The organism is Shewanella chilikensis, from assembly GCF_002836945.1.
GTDB classification, from domain to species: Bacteria; Pseudomonadota; Gammaproteobacteria; order Enterobacterales; family Shewanellaceae; genus Shewanella; species Shewanella chilikensis.
In genome coordinates this window covers 1-15965 of record NZ_NIJM01000030.1, presented here as the reverse complement: position 1 = coordinate 15965, position 15965 = coordinate 1, and the positions used below count along the sequence as shown (strand labels likewise).

The window sequence follows — 15965 nt, the reverse complement described above, 5'->3', positions numbered from 1 at the left end:
TGTCTAGTTAGATTCTGCGCTTCTACCCTGTTGGGTAACTGAGACATGTAAACGCAAAACGGCCGACTCATCGGACGCTATCCGACAATCATAACCCTGTTTTTTGGCGAAACGGGGAACATCCTGCCGCGATCCTGGGTCTGAAAGCAAGAGACACAGAGTTTCACCGGGCAGCAAACGTTTCATCGCCATCTTGGCCTTGACCAGGGCTTCGGGACATCGACTCTGAGTTAAATCAATTAAAACCATGATGAGCTTGCTAAACATAAACCTCGGCTATTATCCTAAGTTGCAACTGAAACCACAAGCCAGGCAGTTATGCATTAGTGGCATACAGGAAATTTAATCAGCTTGAGTACTTTGACTTTTTCCAAGTTCCGACAATCCATTCTGGCCGGTGCCACTACCCTTTTACTTGCCACCGCCAGCCATAGTTTCGCCAATAACGACCTGCCGGATCTCGGTACCGCCGCCGTCAACACCTTCAGTCTCGAAAAAGAGATGGTCTATGGTGACGCCTATATGCGGGTCATTCGTTCCCAGGCGCCTGTGTTATCCGATCCTGTTTTGAGCCAATATGCCACAGAACTGGGTAACAAATTGGTGGCGCATGCCACCGGAGTCAAGACACCCTTCTACTTTTTCCTGCTGCGAAACGATGAAATCAACGCCTTTGCCTTTTTCGGCGGCCATGTGGCAATCCATACAGGCCTATTTCTCAACGCCGACAATGAAAGTGAATTGGCCTCGGTACTGGCGCACGAAATTACTCACGTAACCCAGAGGCACCTGGCGCGCTCACTCGAAGCCCAGGAGAAAGCCAGTCCGGCCACCATTGCCGGGCTGCTCGGCGCAATATTGCTGACCATAGCGGCGCCTCAGGCCGGGATGGCGGCACTGGCCACCACTCAGGCGCTGTCGACCCAGTCCAAAATAAACTATACCCGCTTGCATGAAAAAGAAGCCGACAGGATAGGCATGCAAATTCTGGTGGAATCAGGTTTTGATCCCAACGCCTCGGCCAACTTCTTCGGCAAACTGGCGGCCCGTTACCGTTTTACCTCCAAGCCGCCGCAAATGCTGCTGACTCACCCCCTGCCCGAGTCGCGGATCACCGATGCCCGTAACCGCGCGGCTCAGTATCCACACAGATATGTGGCAGACAACCTTAACTTCCACCTGGCCAAGGCCAGGATCCAGGTGCGCTTTTCCAGCTACAGCGACGATGCGGCTCTGTCACTTTTTGAAACCCAATTAGCCAAGCATAACTATGCTTTTAAAGATGCGGCCCTCTATGGTAAGGCATTGGCACTGTTTCGCCTCAAGGACTTCAAACAATCCGAGCAACTCATAGATCAATTGCTGGAAAAAGATCAGGACAACCTCTTCTATCTCGATACCAAAACCGACCTGCTGGTGGAGCGTAAAGATTATCAGGGCGCGATAAAGATGTTGGAAGCCCAGCGACGGCTCAAACCTACCTCCCAAGTGATCAACGCCAACCTGGCCAGCGTTTATCTCGAAAGTAAACAGCCAGAGCGGGCAATCCCGATCCTCGAGGACATGGCGTTTCTGGATAAGCAAAATCCCTTGCCCTATCAATTACTCACCGAAGCTTACAAACAAACCGGTAATAAGACGCTGGAACACTTTTCCAATGCGGAATCCATGGCTCTGCGGGCCAATTATAAGGGGGCTATCGATCAGCTCAACTTTGCCTACAAGGCCGCCGATGGTCAGCCATTGCAGATTGCCAGAATCGAGGCCAAGATACGCCAATTCCGAATCGCTGACAGGGCGCTGGACGAATTGAAGAAATAGTTTGCTTAAACTTTGATTATGCTGGTTTTCATTGGCCCATTCGCCGGGCCACTTTCCCCTGACGTCAGCGCAGATTTTTGCTATCATCGTCGCACTTTTCAGCCAAGGTAAAGAGAAAACCCATGACCCAGGTCACTATTTTCCATAATCCACGCTGCTCCAAGAGCCGTGAAACACTGGCACTACTGGAGTCCAAAGGCGTCGAAATCCAGATTGTCGAGTATCTGAAACAAGTACCCGATGCTGCCACAATCAGTGAGCTGTTGGCCAAACTGGGCATCAGTGCCCGTGAACTGATGCGCACCAAAGAAGAAGAATACAAGGCTCAGGGGTTGAATAATCCTGAGCTGACAGAAGCCCAGTTGATTGCCGCCATGGTAGCTACTCCCAAGTTGATAGAACGACCAATCGTGCTTGCCAAGGGTAAAGCCGCCATTGGCCGTCCACCGGAAAACGTGTTGGCGATCCTGTAAATGAGCAGTCATGCGCTATTACAAGTCTCACGCACGGGCTATCTGTTACTGACGGCCTTGTTGGCCTATGCCTTTATCGATAAGGGGCTCAACGGCGAATACTCACTGCTGTTTACCAGTCTTTGGCTGGTGCCCTTGCTGCTGCCGCTAGCGGGGATCCTCAAAGGCAACCCCTATACCTTTGCTTGGGCCAGCTTCATTCTCTGTCTCTATTTTTTGCACGGCTTGACCTTGCTCTATATAGCCCAGGGCAATGAATGGTGGTTTGCGCTGATTGAGAGTCTATTGATCGCATGCTTACTGATCAGCATGCCCTTCTACGCCCGCAAGCGCGGCCGCGAGTTGGGGCTTGGACTCAAGAAACGCACCAAGGACTGAAAGACTTCCCCCTGAAACAGTGACATCCAGGGGGATTTTTAATCCCTTGACATGGTTCAAAGAAAATCTCGCTATTCTCTACCCCAAAAGCTCAGAAAGAGTGCTGGAGACTACTGATATTATTGATAATAAAACAGGAAAGCTTTCCAAGATAATTAAAGGTTCAGATCACAAGATACAGTGCCTCCAAAAATCAATGCGGCTGAAAGCCGCAGCAATACAAGTGTGACAGGCACTCATAAGGTGATAAGCCTTGAAAGTGCCAGCTTAGAGCAATTTATTTACCAAAGGTTATTGCAGACCGGCCTCGAAAGTGAGGAAAATTTCACTGACTGTCTTATCCGCAAGACGAGTGTCGGCGTTAGGTTGCTCGAATGATGCATGCAACATATAGCGGCCGGCGCTGGGCAGTTCAAAACTCACCTTGCCTTCTTTGTCTGAGGTCAGCGTCAATTCCTGTTTCTGGTTACGATAAAGCGTGCCTTCCTTCACAATCGCAACTTCCACACCGGCAATCACTTTACCCTGGAAATAGAATTGCAGCTCAGTGGGTTCCTGCTCGACTATGTCAGCCGGATGGGTCAAGGGTTTGAGTTCCAGGTATTCCCCTTTCACTTCAAAAGCCTTGTCACTTGGCTTGTTGAGGGTGACATAGGACTCGACCCGAGAGAAATACAGCGCCCCTTCGAGATCGTACGCCCCTTTGGGCATCATCGCCTTGGTGGTTTGCTTGTCGGTACGACTACGGACGCTGTCTTGCTGGCCCTTGAGCTTATAGCGCGACATATATCTTGGCTGGGTCTCTTTCTCGAATCTGTAGGTGCCGTCTTCGGTCAGGCGATAGTCAAACACAGACTTACGGCTGCCGCGGTAGCTCGAGGATGGTCGCTCCTTGGTGCCGGATGGCGTGATGATTTGCACATCTTCAGAGCCAAAAGGTTTGTCAAACAGGAAGACTTCATTACTGGCGCTGACATCTGAAGTGATCCACACACCTTTACCGGGATCGGCAGAGACATTGAACTGGCTGGGCAGTATAAATCTGTCATGGGCCTGCGCCGTTTGTGCCAACAGACAGGCCCCCAGGGCCAACAAGAGTTTGCTTGTTTTCATCATCTTTTACTCCACTAGGTATTGAAGGCTAATCGTGCCGGTTTCTATGGTGGGCACTATTTCAGCTTTGAAGGGCTTGCCGTCGAGCTGAAATTTGTGTCGTACCAAATCCCGGCCACCGTGCTCACGTACCACTTCCACCAGCAAGGTATATTTACCATTGGCAACCTGGCTCCCTTGGTCATCTTTGAGGTCCCAGCTGATGGGATACTTGCCCGCTGGCCGTGTTGCCGATGCAATGGCATCGACAAAGTTCATGTCATCCCGCCCGGCCTTGCGCCACCAGCGACGAATGTCTTTCAGCCACTTGTACCCCTCGCCTTCCTGCATGACCCAAAGGCTCAAGGTTCGCACGCTCTGCCCTTTGGCATCCTCCACCCACACGGCTGTGTAAGGCCTGTGGTATTGGCCCGTGGTGATTTCCGGCAGTGTCAGATTAATCTCCAGCGAATCGGCTTGGGCCTGCCCCAGGGTTAAGCTGCTACTCAGTAATACCGCCAGAGACAGAGACAATCTGGTTTTCAAAGGTTTGCCATTCATACATTCTCCATTCACAACACACCAAAGGTGGGTACGAGTTCATGCTTTGCTATTTGTTACTTTGAACTCAAGGAACAAACAGCAGATAGATAAGGGCACAGGCACTGCTGACACCGGCCATGGCCAGTAAGGATTTTTTCAATCTACGGCTCTGAGGCAACAGCAGGAAAGCGCCGGTCAGGGAAAACAGGATGATAAGAATTGAGCTGAGATCCAGTAGCCAAACCCACAAGGTGCCGCTGTTACGGCCCTTATGCAGATCATTGAGTACTGCGATAAGACCATAATCTATCTGCTCGATATAGGCTTTCCCGTCCAGCAGATCCAGGGTAATACTCTGATAGCGCCCAGGCCCCTTGTGCACCAGCGCCACTTCATCTTCACTGAACTCGGCGCTGTGACCATCCACTCCCCAGTGGCTACTGAGCCAATGCGCTGTGGCTTCGCGCCAATCCGGATCTTCACTATTCACCGGCAACAAAAATCCCGGCAGGACTTCTTCCGATGCCAGGCTTTCTCCGCCCTGGCGGATAAACCAATCAGGATGATTGAGAGTGATGCCGGTAAAGGCAAAGAACAGCATCAACAGCAGCAGTGCCATGGAAACATAGATATGAACGATGCGGGCGAAATGGAGCGATGATTTGCTGACTCTGAACTTCAATTAAGGTTTCCACATGGCACAGGCCGCCGGTGGGCAACCTGTTAATTGACTGTTATTGGTCAATATTAAATAACAATCATTCTTACCTTAATGCTATTTACCTTATTTACACTCGCCAGCCGTTACCCAGTCAACATAGCAAACCCGTGCCTCTCCCAAGTCACTGAGGAAGTTGAGCCAGTATATTTGATGATCGGCCAGTTTATCGCCCGGGCCTTTGACTTCAAGCCAGCTGATACGCCCTTCGGCGTCAAATAACACAAGATCCGGATGGCCACTGCGGTAATGCTTGAGATCGCCAAGCATACATTCAAATACCTGAGCGAGCCTCGCGCCGGAAAGTGCCGCCAGCGTTAGCTCCAGCGCCTGTTTCGGCAGGTTTTCCCAGTAAACCCAATCGTTTGCCAGTCCTTGCTTTTGCTGAAAATGGCGCCAAATAACAGCGCCGGGCTCCCGAGCGATTTCATCAAGACGCGCCGTGATGGCCTCTTGACGCCGACTGACAAACTCCTCGGTGAACATATCCCGTGGGCTGCGCTGAAATGGATTATCGAATACCGCCTTAACGGGGGCAAAAATAATGTCCCAAAAGGCGAGTCCAAAGAGGCCACAAAGCAAGGCATTCTCGAGAAAAAACGCCCGGTAACCGAGCGCTTCAAAGTGCGCAGCGACACGCATTTCAACTCGTTCACCATTGGGAGTGAGTTGCAGAGCTATCGCTGGCGGCGCACCCAGTCTACCCGGCACATTTTCATTCAGCGCTTGCAGCCTTAACATCAAAGATTCAAGCGCCAAGGAATCAGGCGCTTCACCATGGCCTGATGGTGAGGCAAACTTGCTGTCTTTGCCATTTGGCAATTTTTTAAGCAGGCGTTTGCCAATACGTTCTATGATTTGCCACTGACTCTCATTACCGGCAAGGTCGCAAAGATGCAGCAGCGCATGAGTCAGAGCCTGCCACTGAGCCTGTTTTTCCAGGCAACGGCACAGACGTTCCCTTGCCTGCCAATGTTCGCACTGCGAATAAACACTGATGGCAAGAGTGGTTTGCCCTTGCCTTTCGGCCTCGCGGCCTATCAGCGTCAGTAGTTTTTGCCGGTGCCGCTCGAGTAATGGGTTGGCCTCGGGCATTGCTGAAACGGCGTTAAGCTGCTCAAGCAGTAATGGAATATCCAGCAGCTGTTTGGCAAGAATCGCCTCTTCTATCTGTTGACTCATATGGCCAAATGCCAACGCGACGTTAAGCTGCTCTGAGCTGTCATAGGCGCGGTGGGCCTTGTCCAGCACTGTGACTTCAAAGCGCTGCAAGCCCAGATCGCTGAGCACAAACTGGCTCAGATCCTGATAACGGTTGCCAAAATAGAGCAGCAATAGGCCATCGAGAAGCCTCTGGCATTTAAGCTCAAGCCAGTCTATGTCAAGCTCAGAGTTCAGTTCGCCAATCACTAACTGTGAGTCTTCGGGCCCGAGCGCCAGCATTGTACGTTTCAGCGTCTCCTTTGAGGCACCATTTATGTTTTTACCTAGATGCTGCGCAATATCGACCAGGCTCCCGAGACTATTCTCGCCCTCCGAGGCTCGACTCTGTTGCAGTTTGAGAAGCGCCCGGCGCAGCTCTGTGAGGGTGACCCCTTTGAGCCAGGTTTCAGTATTTGGCAATGATGAAGTGCTGATGAGCTCCGCTTGCTCAAGCCCCTTTATCGCAGGCTCCAGAGCCCCTATTTCCGGGTAGTTAAGCTTATCGGTGCGAAACCACTCGCCCTTGCGGGACAAGAGACGCACCAGCAACATCCGCGAAGGCTTGGAGCAGGCAAGGTATGCCGCGCGTAACCTGGCAAGCTCGCTTGGCAAAATATCCAGATAGCGGCGGCTACCCTCCAGCAAGAGCTCAAAATTGCTCAGGTAATAATCGCTTGCAAGTTCAAGAGTGGCCGGTTTCACTAAGGTTTTTGCCGCTAAGGTTTCTACCATTAGGGAACTTCATCTGATTTCACGGTTTTCAGTTGTTCAACCGGCATGGGGCGGGCGAAATAGTATCCCTGCAGCAGGAATATACCGCGCTTTTTGAGGTACTCCACCTGCTCCGCCGTCTCCACGCCTTCGACTATCATCTCAAGCCCTGACTCCATACCAAAGGCGATAATGGCATCCAGCACACCACGCTTGAGATCATTGGTGCCTATGGTATCGATAAACATCTTATCTATCTTGATGCTGTCGATCCCCAAGGTTTGAATATACTTAAAACCGCCATATCCGGTGCCGAAGTCATCAATTTTAAAGCTGTACCCCCTCTCTGTCAGCCTGGCGATTTCCTGCCTGGCGCGTCAATGTCGGCAATAGGCAAACGTTCGGTGATCTCAAATTTAAGTCTGTCCGGCTCCGGCCAATTATGCTGTTGCAGCACGCGACTGACATGAGCCTCCTCAAGATGTTTTGCCACCAGGTTGATACTGACCCAAGTACCGCTCTCCAGCTTCGGCAGTTGTTGCAGTACCTGCTGCAGCAAAGATTCGGTAATGGGAATGATCAGGCCACAGGCTTCGGCATGCTCTACAAAGGCGGCCGGGGGAATAAACTCCTTGCCCTTCTTCCAGCGCACCAGGACTTCATAACCGACAATTTTGCCCTGATTAATATCGACTATGGGTTGATAGAAAGGGATAAACTCCTGCCGGGCAATTCCCCTTTGGATCATACTCTTGAGCGAACTGTGGTAGCTCAGATAGAGCCAATAAGCCCCGGCGAGCAGCATTCCGAGTAACACGCTCAAGGGTAAACCATAAACAAAGATCTTTTCTCTGGCATAATCATCGAGTTTCTTTCCAAACCAGAGTTTTTGCTCCACCTGATGCTGCTTGTCCATCACACTGAGAAAATGCACATGAGATTCTTTGGGTACCGAGCGATTGCCGCGCTCAAATACCAGCCCTTCGGAACCTGGGGCATGATGTAGAAACTCTATGTAAAAACAATCGCGGCAGGGAAGATTGATAATTTCACGGATCCAACTGCTGTCCAAAATCCAGTAAGCGGTATTGCCATTGCTTCTGAAATAAATCAAGAGTTCCTGCTCGGTGTCGAACATGGCGCCTGTAGTGGTAAGGCCAAAGCCCCGCCCTATGAAGGCCTCATCGGGAAGATCCGGCAATAGTAAATCCGAGCCGAGCGAACTGCAGCCCATGCCGGTTTTGGTTTTTATCCCCATCACCCGAAAATAGCGATTGTAATTTTCCGGTGATCGCAATAGTTTGGCGTCTTGCGGGCCACAATCAAAATGAAACTCTGGTACTTGGTGGAGAATAATGTCATTGATAGAGTGCTGTCTCTGACTAAGGTACTCTTCCATGAGCTTGAACTGATTTTTGACTATTATAGAGGTCACTGGCCTTAGTAATAACTCCGCTGATAGCAGCAAGAGAACAACAGGTAACAGCAACAGTAACAAAACCCGTTTGTTCTCGGATACGGCCTTCATGATTATCGTCCTCGCAAAATGTTATCCACTTATACCCAGCCAGAGTGCCAGATACAATAACGCTGGTAGCAAATACTCTATTCTGCAGTATAAAACCGTTTGCAGTCAGAACCAGGGGAATTGCTCGATAAAACGTCGAGCCTAGTTTTCGTAAGTGACTGAAACTTAAAGATTGACTCTTGCTTCTATCTCAACATTTGGTTATTTGGGGCGGAAAACTGAAAATTTCAACGATTAAGATTTAATTATTCGGAGCAGAAGAATGAATGAAAATGTCATCCAGGCAATCCTGGTGTTTGCTGCATTTGTGGTGGTCAGCCTGGTTATCGACCGTTTCCTGAAACAAGTGGCCGCCCGCTTTGACTCGGCAGCCAGCGAATCGTTTCGTTTGATCTCCAATTCCCAGCGCGTGGTACTGATATTTATCGGTGCCGTCTTGGCCTTATCCAAGTTGGGCTTTGATGTTGGCGCCTTGGTTGCCGGGCTCGGGCTCACGGGTTTTGCTCTGGGTTTTGCTCTCAAAGATGCCATATCCAACCTGATTGCCGGCATTATGATAGTGCTTTATAAGCCGATAAAACTTGGCAATAAAATCGATATTACCGGCTCCAAGGGGACTGTGGTGGATCTCAATCTGCGTTATATCACGGTAAAGGATGAAGGCGTGACGCATCTGGTTCCCAACTCTTTGTTCCTCAACAATAAAGTTTCCATTATTGATGAGGATAAGCAATGACGGCGCAGCTTTGGGATAAGGTTGCCAACCAGGTCAATTTCAATCTGGAAATCGATGTGCAGCGCTTCTGCCACTTGGTGAAACCCGATGCCAGAATACTGGAGTTTGGATGCGGTGTTGAGCTGCGCCGTTTTGACCTGCATGCCATCTGAAATGGCACAAAAAGCCGCCATATTGGAGCTTAAACGCGTGCTTAAGCCGGGTTGCTTGTTCCACCTGACTGAGTTTTGCGCCCCCATGGCGAAATGTTTCACCTCAGGGCTGGGCACGCCTATGTGTTACCACACGCCCATGCAATTGCAGGAGCTGCTGGAAGACTTTGTCGACCTGAAAGATGAAGTCACAGCCTGTAGAACTTTGGCCGACGATACGGCTCAGAGCTATCGAGCCTTTGCCAGAAAACCGCCGCAGGCTTTAGCTTAATTACGATAAATAGTCTGGATCAGATGAAAACCGAACTGTGTTTTGACCGGACCATGTACTTCCAGCACAGGCTTTTTGAACACCACTTGATCGAAGGCCTTGACCATCTGCCCCGGGCCAAACTCCCCGAGATCGCCGCCGCGTTTTTTGGAAGGACACTGAGAGTATTGTTTCGCCAGCTTGCCAAAGTCTTCCCCTTTGGCGATCCGGGCCTTGAGTTTTTCCGCTTCTTCACGGGTTTTAACCAAAATGTGTCGGGCACAAGCTCGGGCCATGTTGTTGTTTCTCCTGAGTCATCTTCGTTCGCTAACCAATAACAGGCGATTTTACCATAATCTTGAATCCTCCCCCCATTCGACATGAAACAAGCTGCGCAATTTTGACCTTATTTGCCTTGGGGCAAACTTTAACCAAACTTATGTCAGAGCTTCAAATAGGTTCTGCCACCACTCTCCTACTACATAGTTTGCAACAAAATTCCCATTCTCCCGGACTATTGGTGACCCTACTGGCCCGTGCTATAGTACCCAATAGTTACAACCATTTTTATATAAAACAACAACAAACAATAACAAGCAGTCAACCAAGTGGAGTCGTGCCATGAAGATACTGTCTTACCTCCCTTTAAGCTGTACCCTCTTACTCACCGCCTGTGGCGGTGGTGGCAACGATGATAGTGGTGACCTTATCCCTCCTGTCGTTACTCCACCTCCGGCCTTGTCGCGCTGTGAGCAACAAAGTGAATTCAACAATCAAACAACGGCATCGGGTCTGGTTTTTAAGTTGCAAAGCCACTACTTAGCCGGCCAGCAAAGTAGTGTTATTGCCACTCTGGGCACGCTTAACAGCCGAAATATGCTGTTCCAATGGCAGCAATTGTCAGGGCCCAGTGTCGATATAGCCATTAATGACAGCCCAGTGCTGGCGTTTGTGCCGCCACAAAGCGGTGACTACCGCTTTCAGTTGAATGTCAGCGGCAATGATCTCAGCTTGCAAGAGACTGTCAGCCTGACAGTGGCAGTGGAAAATGGCCTTAACATTCGCCAGGATCATCAGGTGGTAGAGGGCAACAATGTCAGCGTACGACTGGATAGAGTCAATGGCGCTGCGGCAAACAACATCAACTGGTGTATTGCTGCCGGGCCTGATCTTAATCTGGACTTGTCCAACCTTGAACGTCCTTTATTTGTCGCCCCCGAGGTTAGCCAGGATACGGGGGTGATCTTGAGAGCCAGCGCCAATGTTAATGGCGAGATCTTAAGCGATGAAGTCAGCATACTGATAACTGATGAAGCGCAAATTACCTCAGAGTACTTTGATGCGCCAGTTGCTCGCACCCATGCCTACAGGCGTAACTCACCTTATGCCGATGTACTAAAACGCTGCACTTATTCCAATCAGTTAAGCGCTTGCCAGCTCAACACCTTACCTTTGATTGGGCAAGGCGCCGGCGGTATCAGTGATAAAGAAGTGATAATGGACCGGGTACTGGTATCCCACGACTGGATGGGGCGTAATTTTGAAGCCTTTATCGAACAGATGGACACTCATGGTGACTTTGCCACTTTATTGCAATCTGTCACCGCCGTGGTGATAAGCTACGATATCCGTCCTTCCTTTTACTGGGTGGTTACCGGCGCCATTTACCTGGATCCGGAAGACCTTTGGCTGACGGCAACCGAGCGCGATAGTATCAATGAAGCGCCGGACTATCGTGCCGGTTTCGGTAATGAGCTGCAGTTCCTGATCCCCTGGCGTTATGTCAAAGACAACGATTATGCCTCTCTCTACCGTGAACGCAGCCAGCGCAGCAACCGCCCTATAAGCGAGTTGACAACCGATCTCTCCTCGCTTCTATACCACGAGTTGGCCCATGCCAATGACTTTTTCCCGCGCAGTGTTCATTCAAGCCTTGAGGGGCCGACTTTGTTGGACGACTTTTACCGGCGCACGACGCAAAAAGCCTTGATATCGGATCAACTCAGCAACGCCTATCCGCTGAATAGCACAGAAATGAGTGCCCTGGCCAGCGTAAGCTTTATGGGTGAAACCGCCACAGCCACCCAAAAGGCATACTCGCCCGGGGATGTCAGCAGCTTCTTCTCTGCCGACAGAGCCAATGATTTTTACAACTACAGCACCTCTAGAGAAGACGCCGCCATGCTGTTTGAAGAAGCCATGATGAGCTATCGCCTTGGGGTACAGCGGGATGTGGCAGTCACAGATAAACCCGTAACCGTGACCGCAAACAGCATCATTGTTGACTGGGGCCAACGGGGACGTATCGGCGCCATTGAACTTAGAAACCGCACAAGCTTGGTGCTGAATGAGATGATGCCTGAGCTTAATAATCAGCTGCTGCTGGATAGTTTGCCGGCGCCGCTGCAGATGCAGCCAGGCCTGAGCTGGGCCGCCAACCTCGGCATATCAGCCACGCCAATGGCGCCGAAGAGCAATATCCAGCATCAGCAACAGAGTGAACAGACTCAAGTGCCGCTGCGTTTGAGTGGCGATCGTCACAGAACTCCTGTGGGGATAAACAGACCCTGACTGTTATTTTGGTTTGTCATTGTAAAAAAAGCGCTGCTCTAGGGCAGCGCTGCTTTTACTATCTTTAGCGAACTAAGGACTAAAGCCGTAGCATCTCTTTGATAAAGGGAATGGTCAACTTACGTTGATGAACCATAGAAGCCTTGTCCAGCCTGTCCAGCACATCGAACAAGGTTCGTAAGTCTCTGGCCAAACGATTCAGCAGAAAGCGGCCTACATCTTCTGGTAACTGCAGGCCACGCATTGCAGCTCGGCGCTGCAATGCCACCAACTTTTCTTCATCGGCCATGGGCTGGAGTTGATAATTGAGTCCCCACTGCATCCTTGAGACCAGATCCGGTAAGGCAAAACCGGCATCTATGGGCGCAGCACTGCCACTGACCACCAGAGCGCAATGTTTCTGTTCGGCTACCCGGTTATAAAGATCGAATATCGCCTCTTCCCATAAAGGATGACCGGCTATGGCATCGACATCATCGATACAAACCAGATCGAGTTGCTCCAACCCTTCGAGTAAAGCGGTGGAGATACTAGCATGAATACCCAGAGGAATGTAAAAACTGCTGCGTTCCAATTCATTAGCGTGGGCACAGGCGGCGTGCATCAAATGGGTTCTTCCCGATTTTACCGGTCCCCATAAATAAACAGCCCCCTGGCTGTGGCCTTCAGCACAGGCCCTCAGGGTCTGGATAAGTTCATCGTTTCCTGCCGCAGGATAGTAACTGTTAAAAGTCTCATCGTCCGGCAAGTGAACGGGCAGTGAAAGTTGCAAGGGTGAGTTTTGTGTCACTCAGGGTCGTTCCCAATCGCGGTCAATCAAAAAATGCGGGCGCCAAGTCTAGCATGACTGGCGCCGCGGTTAAAACCTCAACGGCTGTGCCACTGGTAAGGACCTAGGGGCTGGCTCACATTCTCGTTGAATTCTGTGTTCTCGGTTGCTTGAGGCAATGAGTTAAAACCATCGTAGCCCTGGCCGTCGGCGACATCTTGAAAACCGCTCTGTGCCGCAGATAAGCGAGGCTCCAAACGCAACAGGTTTTTCAAGTCATCTTCCGAGCCAAAGAGTTGCACCTTAAAAGTAGCGCTATCCCCCTGCAGAGTGCTAAGGCTTGCTTCACGCACCGCGCTGAGTTGATTGAGAAATGCCTCAATTTCCACCAACTGCTTCATCTGGCTGATGCCGGTAAAACGTACCTTGCTCAGTAAACCATCCCCCGAGTCGGCTATGGCGTAACGGGAAACAAAGTAATCGGACAGTGACAACATCATCTCGGCCACAGCCTCGTCTTTACTGGCAGCTTGTCCCTGACGATTGAGCAGAGGTTGGCCAAAGGACTGACTGATATCTGTCTTGGGATAAAGTACTAGCTGATAGTTGAATTCACTGCCATTTGCCTCAAGTGCGCCCATCGCAAAGAAGTCAGCCTGATAGCGAGCGGAGGCCGTAGCAACAGTATCGGCAAACAAACCGCGCACGTCATTGACATTGATACGCATCAAATCATCAAGATCCATCAAAGGAAACATCAGCGGCACACCACGTTCCATTGAGGCATCGGCAAACGCCTTGCGCTCTTCAGCGCTTGAGTCATCACTTAGGATAACCCTTTCATTGTTGATATCCGTACTAAGCCAAAACAGAGTTAAAGGGCGCTGTTTGCCCCATACAGGCAAGCCTGCGTTACGCAACATGTCGACTATCTTACGGTGATCGAAATTGGCTTTTAGCTTGAGCCCTTCATCGGTATCAAGATAACCAAATTGACTGACCAGGGCATTGGCATTGGCAAGTTTGGCTTGGATCTCAGGACTTTCGAGAGCGCTGCGTGAGCCGGAATTTTTTAAAATAACATCTTCCAATGCCTTCTTGAGCCCCTTGCTCTTCTCGGCACTGGATCTAGACCCAACGGCTACAGTAGCTTCATCCAGCTGTTTAACCTCTACAGCCTGAACCAAAGTTGTGGCGCAGAACAGGGAAAGAAAAACAACTGGCTTTACAAATGAATTCAGCATCTTTGCGACGGTAAAAAATGGTCGGAATGGCAAAAGTGTATCATATATGCCCCACTTGGCGAGCCGATGGAGATGAAAAACCTGCCTCTTGGTTCATCTCGGGTTCAGCTGCGGAAATTGTGAAAAATTTGATCTGAAACGGCAAATAGCCCCCCACACATTGTGGCCATCTGGTAATATTGGCCGGTTTAACCACAATACGGATAAAAAAATGAAATACCTTGCCCGTCCTCTGCAAGGCGCACAAATGTTGTTTGTCGCTTTCGGAGCCCTGGTGCTGATGCCGTTGCTCACCGGCCTCGATACCAGCGTAGCCCTGTTTACCGCCGGATTCGGCACCCTGTTATTCCAACTGATCACCAAACGTCAAATCCCTGTTTTCCTCGCGTCGTCTTTTGCTTTTATTCCACCTGTTATGTATGGCGTCCAAACTTGGGGCATCCCAGCCACCATGGGCGGGTTGATGGCTGCCGGCTGTGTTTACCTAATATTGGCCTCTGTGGTAAAGCTGCGTGGTAGCGGCATTATAATGAGGCTTCTGCCCCCTGTAGTGGTGGGGCCGGTTATTATCATCATAGGTCTCGGCCTGGCACCAGTTGCGGTGAATATGGCGCTTGGTAAAAGCGGAGATGGCAGCCAAGTAATTGTTGCCCAAGATACCGCGCTGTTTGTTTCTTTGGCATCACTCCTGACTACCATAGCCGTGGCCATCTTTGCCAAGGGACTGCTGAGGCTGATGCCAATCCTGGCCGGCATTGTCGTCGGTTACAGCTTGAGTCTGTATTACGGCATAGTGGACTTCAATGTTGTACACGAAGCCGCCTGGCTGGCCATGCCTAACTTCGTCGCTCCTGAATTTAACTGGCACGCCATAGCCTTCATGATCCCGGTTGCCATCGCCCCTGCGGTGGAGCACATAGGGGATATTCTGGCTATCTCCAATGTTACCGGTAAAGATTACCTGAAAAAGCCCGGCTTACATCGCACTCTAGCAGGTGACGGTGTTGCCACCATAGCAGCTACCGCCTTTGGCGGCCCACCCAACACCACTTATTCTGAGGTCACTGGCGCAGTAACCCTGACGCGCAACTTCGATCCTAGAATTATGACCTGGACAGCCATTACTGCTATTTTGCTGGCCTTCGTCGGCAAGCTGGGTGCTCTGATGCAGACCATTCCGGTACCTGTAATGGGAGGTATCATGTGTCTGTTGTTCGGCTCTATCGCTGCAGTGGGCCTCAACTCACTAATCAAACACCAGGTGGATCTCAGTGAGCCTCGCAACCTTTCTATCGTTGGAGTGACACTGGTATTCGGTATCGGAGGTATGGCTTTCGGTATAGGTTCATTCAGCCTCACCGGCATCAGCCTTTGTGGTATCGTAGCCATATTGATGAACCTGTTGCTGCCAAACAGCAAGCCTCACACGAGCAAAACCGTTAACTCTGTAGCAGATGAAACCTAAACTGAGTACTTGCTGCGTTAAAACATATTAAGTAAAAAAACCGATGCCATTGTCATCGGTTTTTTTACTTCTAATCTGTCATTTCCCAATGGGGAGCATAAGAACACCTAACGAGCCTCACAGACTCGAATAAAAACCGTCTGGGATGTTCAGCAAACAAAAATCCCCAGGACATACCCGCAACGTAGTTCACTTAAGCGGAGCTGCCTTGTGATTAACAGGATATCGGGTCTTTGATATTTTTACCGCCCTAGGCCGATTTGGCTTAGGGCGTTTGTCTATAAAGAGGATGGACAAGTCTCCTCGCAGAC

At 50.4% G+C, this 15965-nt stretch carries 18 protein-coding genes; 8 read left to right on the top strand and 10 right to left on the bottom strand.

The annotated features are described in order from the left end of the window. Positions 1-3: 3 nt before the first annotated feature. A complete protein-coding gene (locus CX651_RS12530) occupies positions 4-249 on the bottom strand; it encodes a sulfurtransferase TusA family protein (protein ID WP_101056346.1) in 246 nt (81 codons plus the stop codon). A gap of 102 nt (positions 250-351) precedes the next feature. Between CX651_RS12530 and bepA the strand changes: the two genes are divergently transcribed. From bepA to CX651_RS12515, 3 genes are all read left to right on the top strand, one after another. Beyond that, a complete protein-coding gene (gene bepA, locus CX651_RS12525) occupies positions 352-1821 on the top strand; it encodes a beta-barrel assembly-enhancing protease (protein WP_101056323.1) in 1470 nt (489 codons plus the stop codon). Positions 1822-1943: 122 nt separating this feature from the next. Beyond that, positions 1944-2294 (top strand): arsenate reductase (glutaredoxin), encoded by a 351-nt coding sequence (gene arsC / locus CX651_RS12520; protein WP_101056322.1) that lies wholly within the window; start codon positions 1944-1946, stop codon positions 2292-2294. Then, positions 2295-2672: a DUF2069 domain-containing protein gene (locus tag CX651_RS12515; protein ID WP_101056321.1), complete on the top strand. Its 378-nt coding sequence runs from the start codon at positions 2295-2297 to the stop codon at positions 2670-2672. Positions 2673-2963: 291 nt separating this feature from the next. Here the strand turns inward: CX651_RS12515 and CX651_RS12505 are convergent, their stop codons facing one another. From CX651_RS12505 to CX651_RS20265, 6 genes are all read right to left on the bottom strand, one after another. Further along, the gene (locus CX651_RS12505; RefSeq protein WP_025010276.1) at positions 2964-3788 is read right to left on the bottom strand and encodes a DUF4198 domain-containing protein; all 825 of its coding nucleotides are present in this window, start codon (positions 3786-3788) and stop codon (positions 2964-2966) included. A 3-nt stretch (positions 3789-3791) separates the two neighbouring features. After that, a complete protein-coding gene (locus CX651_RS12500; protein WP_101056319.1) occupies positions 3792-4325 on the bottom strand; it encodes a DUF2271 domain-containing protein in 534 nt (177 codons plus the stop codon). Between the two features lie 67 nt (positions 4326-4392). Then, on the bottom strand, positions 4393-4926 hold the full coding sequence (locus CX651_RS12495; protein WP_373296827.1) for a PepSY-associated TM helix domain-containing protein: 534 nt from the start codon (positions 4924-4926) through the stop codon (positions 4393-4395). Positions 4927-5091: 165 nt separating this feature from the next. Next, entirely contained in the window at positions 5092-6960 is a 1869-nt protein-coding gene (locus CX651_RS12490) for a VRR-NUC domain-containing protein (RefSeq protein ID WP_101056317.1), read from the bottom strand. Next, the gene (locus CX651_RS20270; protein ID WP_268249216.1) at positions 6960-7265 is read right to left on the bottom strand and encodes an EAL domain-containing protein; all 306 of its coding nucleotides are present in this window, start codon (positions 7263-7265) and stop codon (positions 6960-6962) included. Before CX651_RS20270 ends, CX651_RS12490 begins: the two co-directional genes overlap by 1 nt. A 23-nt stretch (positions 7266-7288) precedes the next feature. Continuing rightward, complete coding sequence (locus CX651_RS20265; RefSeq protein WP_198552053.1) at positions 7289-8338, bottom strand: EAL domain-containing protein; 1050 nt, start codon at positions 8336-8338, stop codon at positions 7289-7291. Between the two features lie 391 nt (positions 8339-8729). On the opposite strand from CX651_RS20265, the gene CX651_RS12480 reads away from it, so the two are divergent. Genes CX651_RS12480 through CX651_RS12475 form a run of 3 tightly spaced genes read left to right on the top strand, consistent with a single transcriptional unit; the run spans position 8730 to position 9626 of the window. Next, entirely contained in the window at positions 8730-9203 is a 474-nt protein-coding gene (locus CX651_RS12480) for a mechanosensitive ion channel family protein (protein WP_093982769.1), read from the top strand. After that, positions 9200-9355 carry a hypothetical protein gene (locus tag CX651_RS19870; protein ID WP_157822684.1) on the top strand — a complete coding sequence of 52 codons (156 nt, stop codon included), beginning with the start codon at positions 9200-9202 and terminating at the stop codon, positions 9353-9355. The genes CX651_RS12480 and CX651_RS19870 overlap by 4 nt, the downstream gene beginning before the upstream one ends. A 1-nt stretch (position 9356) precedes the next feature. Beyond that, positions 9357-9626 carry a hypothetical protein gene (locus CX651_RS12475; protein WP_101056316.1) on the top strand — a complete coding sequence of 90 codons (270 nt, stop codon included), beginning with the start codon at positions 9357-9359 and terminating at the stop codon, positions 9624-9626. On the opposite strand, the gene CX651_RS12470 is transcribed toward CX651_RS12475, so the two are convergent. Further along, positions 9623-9901, bottom strand: a complete 279-nt coding sequence (locus tag CX651_RS12470) for a peptidylprolyl isomerase (protein ID WP_025010268.1) — start codon at positions 9899-9901, stop codon at positions 9623-9625. The two genes, CX651_RS12475 and CX651_RS12470, sit on opposite strands and share 4 nt — an antisense overlap. Positions 9902-10226: 325 nt before the next feature. Between CX651_RS12470 and CX651_RS12465 the strand changes: the two genes are divergently transcribed. Next, on the top strand, positions 10227-12176 hold the full coding sequence (locus CX651_RS12465; RefSeq protein ID WP_101056315.1) for a PKD domain-containing protein: 1950 nt from the start codon (positions 10227-10229) through the stop codon (positions 12174-12176). Between the two features lie 79 nt (positions 12177-12255). Here the strand turns inward: CX651_RS12465 and hda are convergent, their stop codons facing one another. Further along, positions 12256-12966 (bottom strand): DnaA inactivator Hda, encoded by a 711-nt coding sequence (gene hda, locus CX651_RS12460; protein WP_039032924.1) that lies wholly within the window; start codon positions 12964-12966, stop codon positions 12256-12258. Between the two features lie 77 nt (positions 12967-13043). After that, the gene (locus CX651_RS12455; RefSeq protein ID WP_101056314.1) at positions 13044-14189 is read right to left on the bottom strand and encodes a DUF2066 domain-containing protein; all 1146 of its coding nucleotides are present in this window, start codon (positions 14187-14189) and stop codon (positions 13044-13046) included. 211 nt (positions 14190-14400) lie between these two features. On the opposite strand from CX651_RS12455, the gene CX651_RS12450 reads away from it, so the two are divergent. Beyond that, positions 14401-15654 carry a uracil-xanthine permease family protein gene (locus CX651_RS12450; protein WP_101056313.1) on the top strand — a complete coding sequence of 418 codons (1254 nt, stop codon included), beginning with the start codon at positions 14401-14403 and terminating at the stop codon, positions 15652-15654. The last annotated feature ends 311 nt before the right edge of the window (positions 15655-15965 follow it).

Coding starts and splice junctions, on each gene's coding strand:
- CX651_RS12530 (WP_101056346.1), bottom strand. CDS start 249: ATGGTTTTAATTGATTTAACTCAGAGTCGATGTCCCGAAGCCCTGGTC.
- arsC (WP_101056322.1), top strand. CDS start 1,944: ATGACCCAGGTCACTATTTTCCATAATCCACGCTGCTCCAAGAGCCGT.
- CX651_RS12515 (WP_101056321.1), top strand. CDS start 2,295: ATGAGCAGTCATGCGCTATTACAAGTCTCACGCACGGGCTATCTGTTA.
- CX651_RS12505 (WP_025010276.1), bottom strand. CDS start 3,788: ATGATGAAAACAAGCAAACTCTTGTTGGCCCTGGGGGCCTGTCTGTTG.
- CX651_RS12500 (WP_101056319.1), bottom strand. CDS start 4,325: ATGAATGGCAAACCTTTGAAAACCAGATTGTCTCTGTCTCTGGCGGTA.
- CX651_RS12495 (WP_373296827.1), bottom strand. CDS start 4,926: ATGGCACTGCTGCTGTTGATGCTGTTCTTTGCCTTTACCGGCATCACT.
- CX651_RS12490 (WP_101056317.1), bottom strand. CDS start 6,960: ATGGTAGAAACCTTAGCGGCAAAAACCTTAGTGAAACCGGCCACTCTT.
- CX651_RS20265 (WP_198552053.1), bottom strand. CDS start 8,338: ATGGAAGAGTACCTTAGTCAGAGACAGCACTCTATCAATGACATTATT.
- CX651_RS12480 (WP_093982769.1), top strand. CDS start 8,730: ATGAATGAAAATGTCATCCAGGCAATCCTGGTGTTTGCTGCATTTGTG.
- CX651_RS19870 (WP_157822684.1), top strand. CDS start 9,200: ATGACGGCGCAGCTTTGGGATAAGGTTGCCAACCAGGTCAATTTCAAT.
- CX651_RS12475 (WP_101056316.1), top strand. CDS start 9,357: ATGGCACAAAAAGCCGCCATATTGGAGCTTAAACGCGTGCTTAAGCCG.
- CX651_RS12470 (WP_025010268.1), bottom strand. CDS start 9,901: ATGGCCCGAGCTTGTGCCCGACACATTTTGGTTAAAACCCGTGAAGAA.
- CX651_RS12465 (WP_101056315.1), top strand. CDS start 10,227: ATGAAGATACTGTCTTACCTCCCTTTAAGCTGTACCCTCTTACTCACC.
- CX651_RS12455 (WP_101056314.1), bottom strand. CDS start 14,189: ATGCTGAATTCATTTGTAAAGCCAGTTGTTTTTCTTTCCCTGTTCTGC.
- CX651_RS12450 (WP_101056313.1), top strand. CDS start 14,401: ATGAAATACCTTGCCCGTCCTCTGCAAGGCGCACAAATGTTGTTTGTC.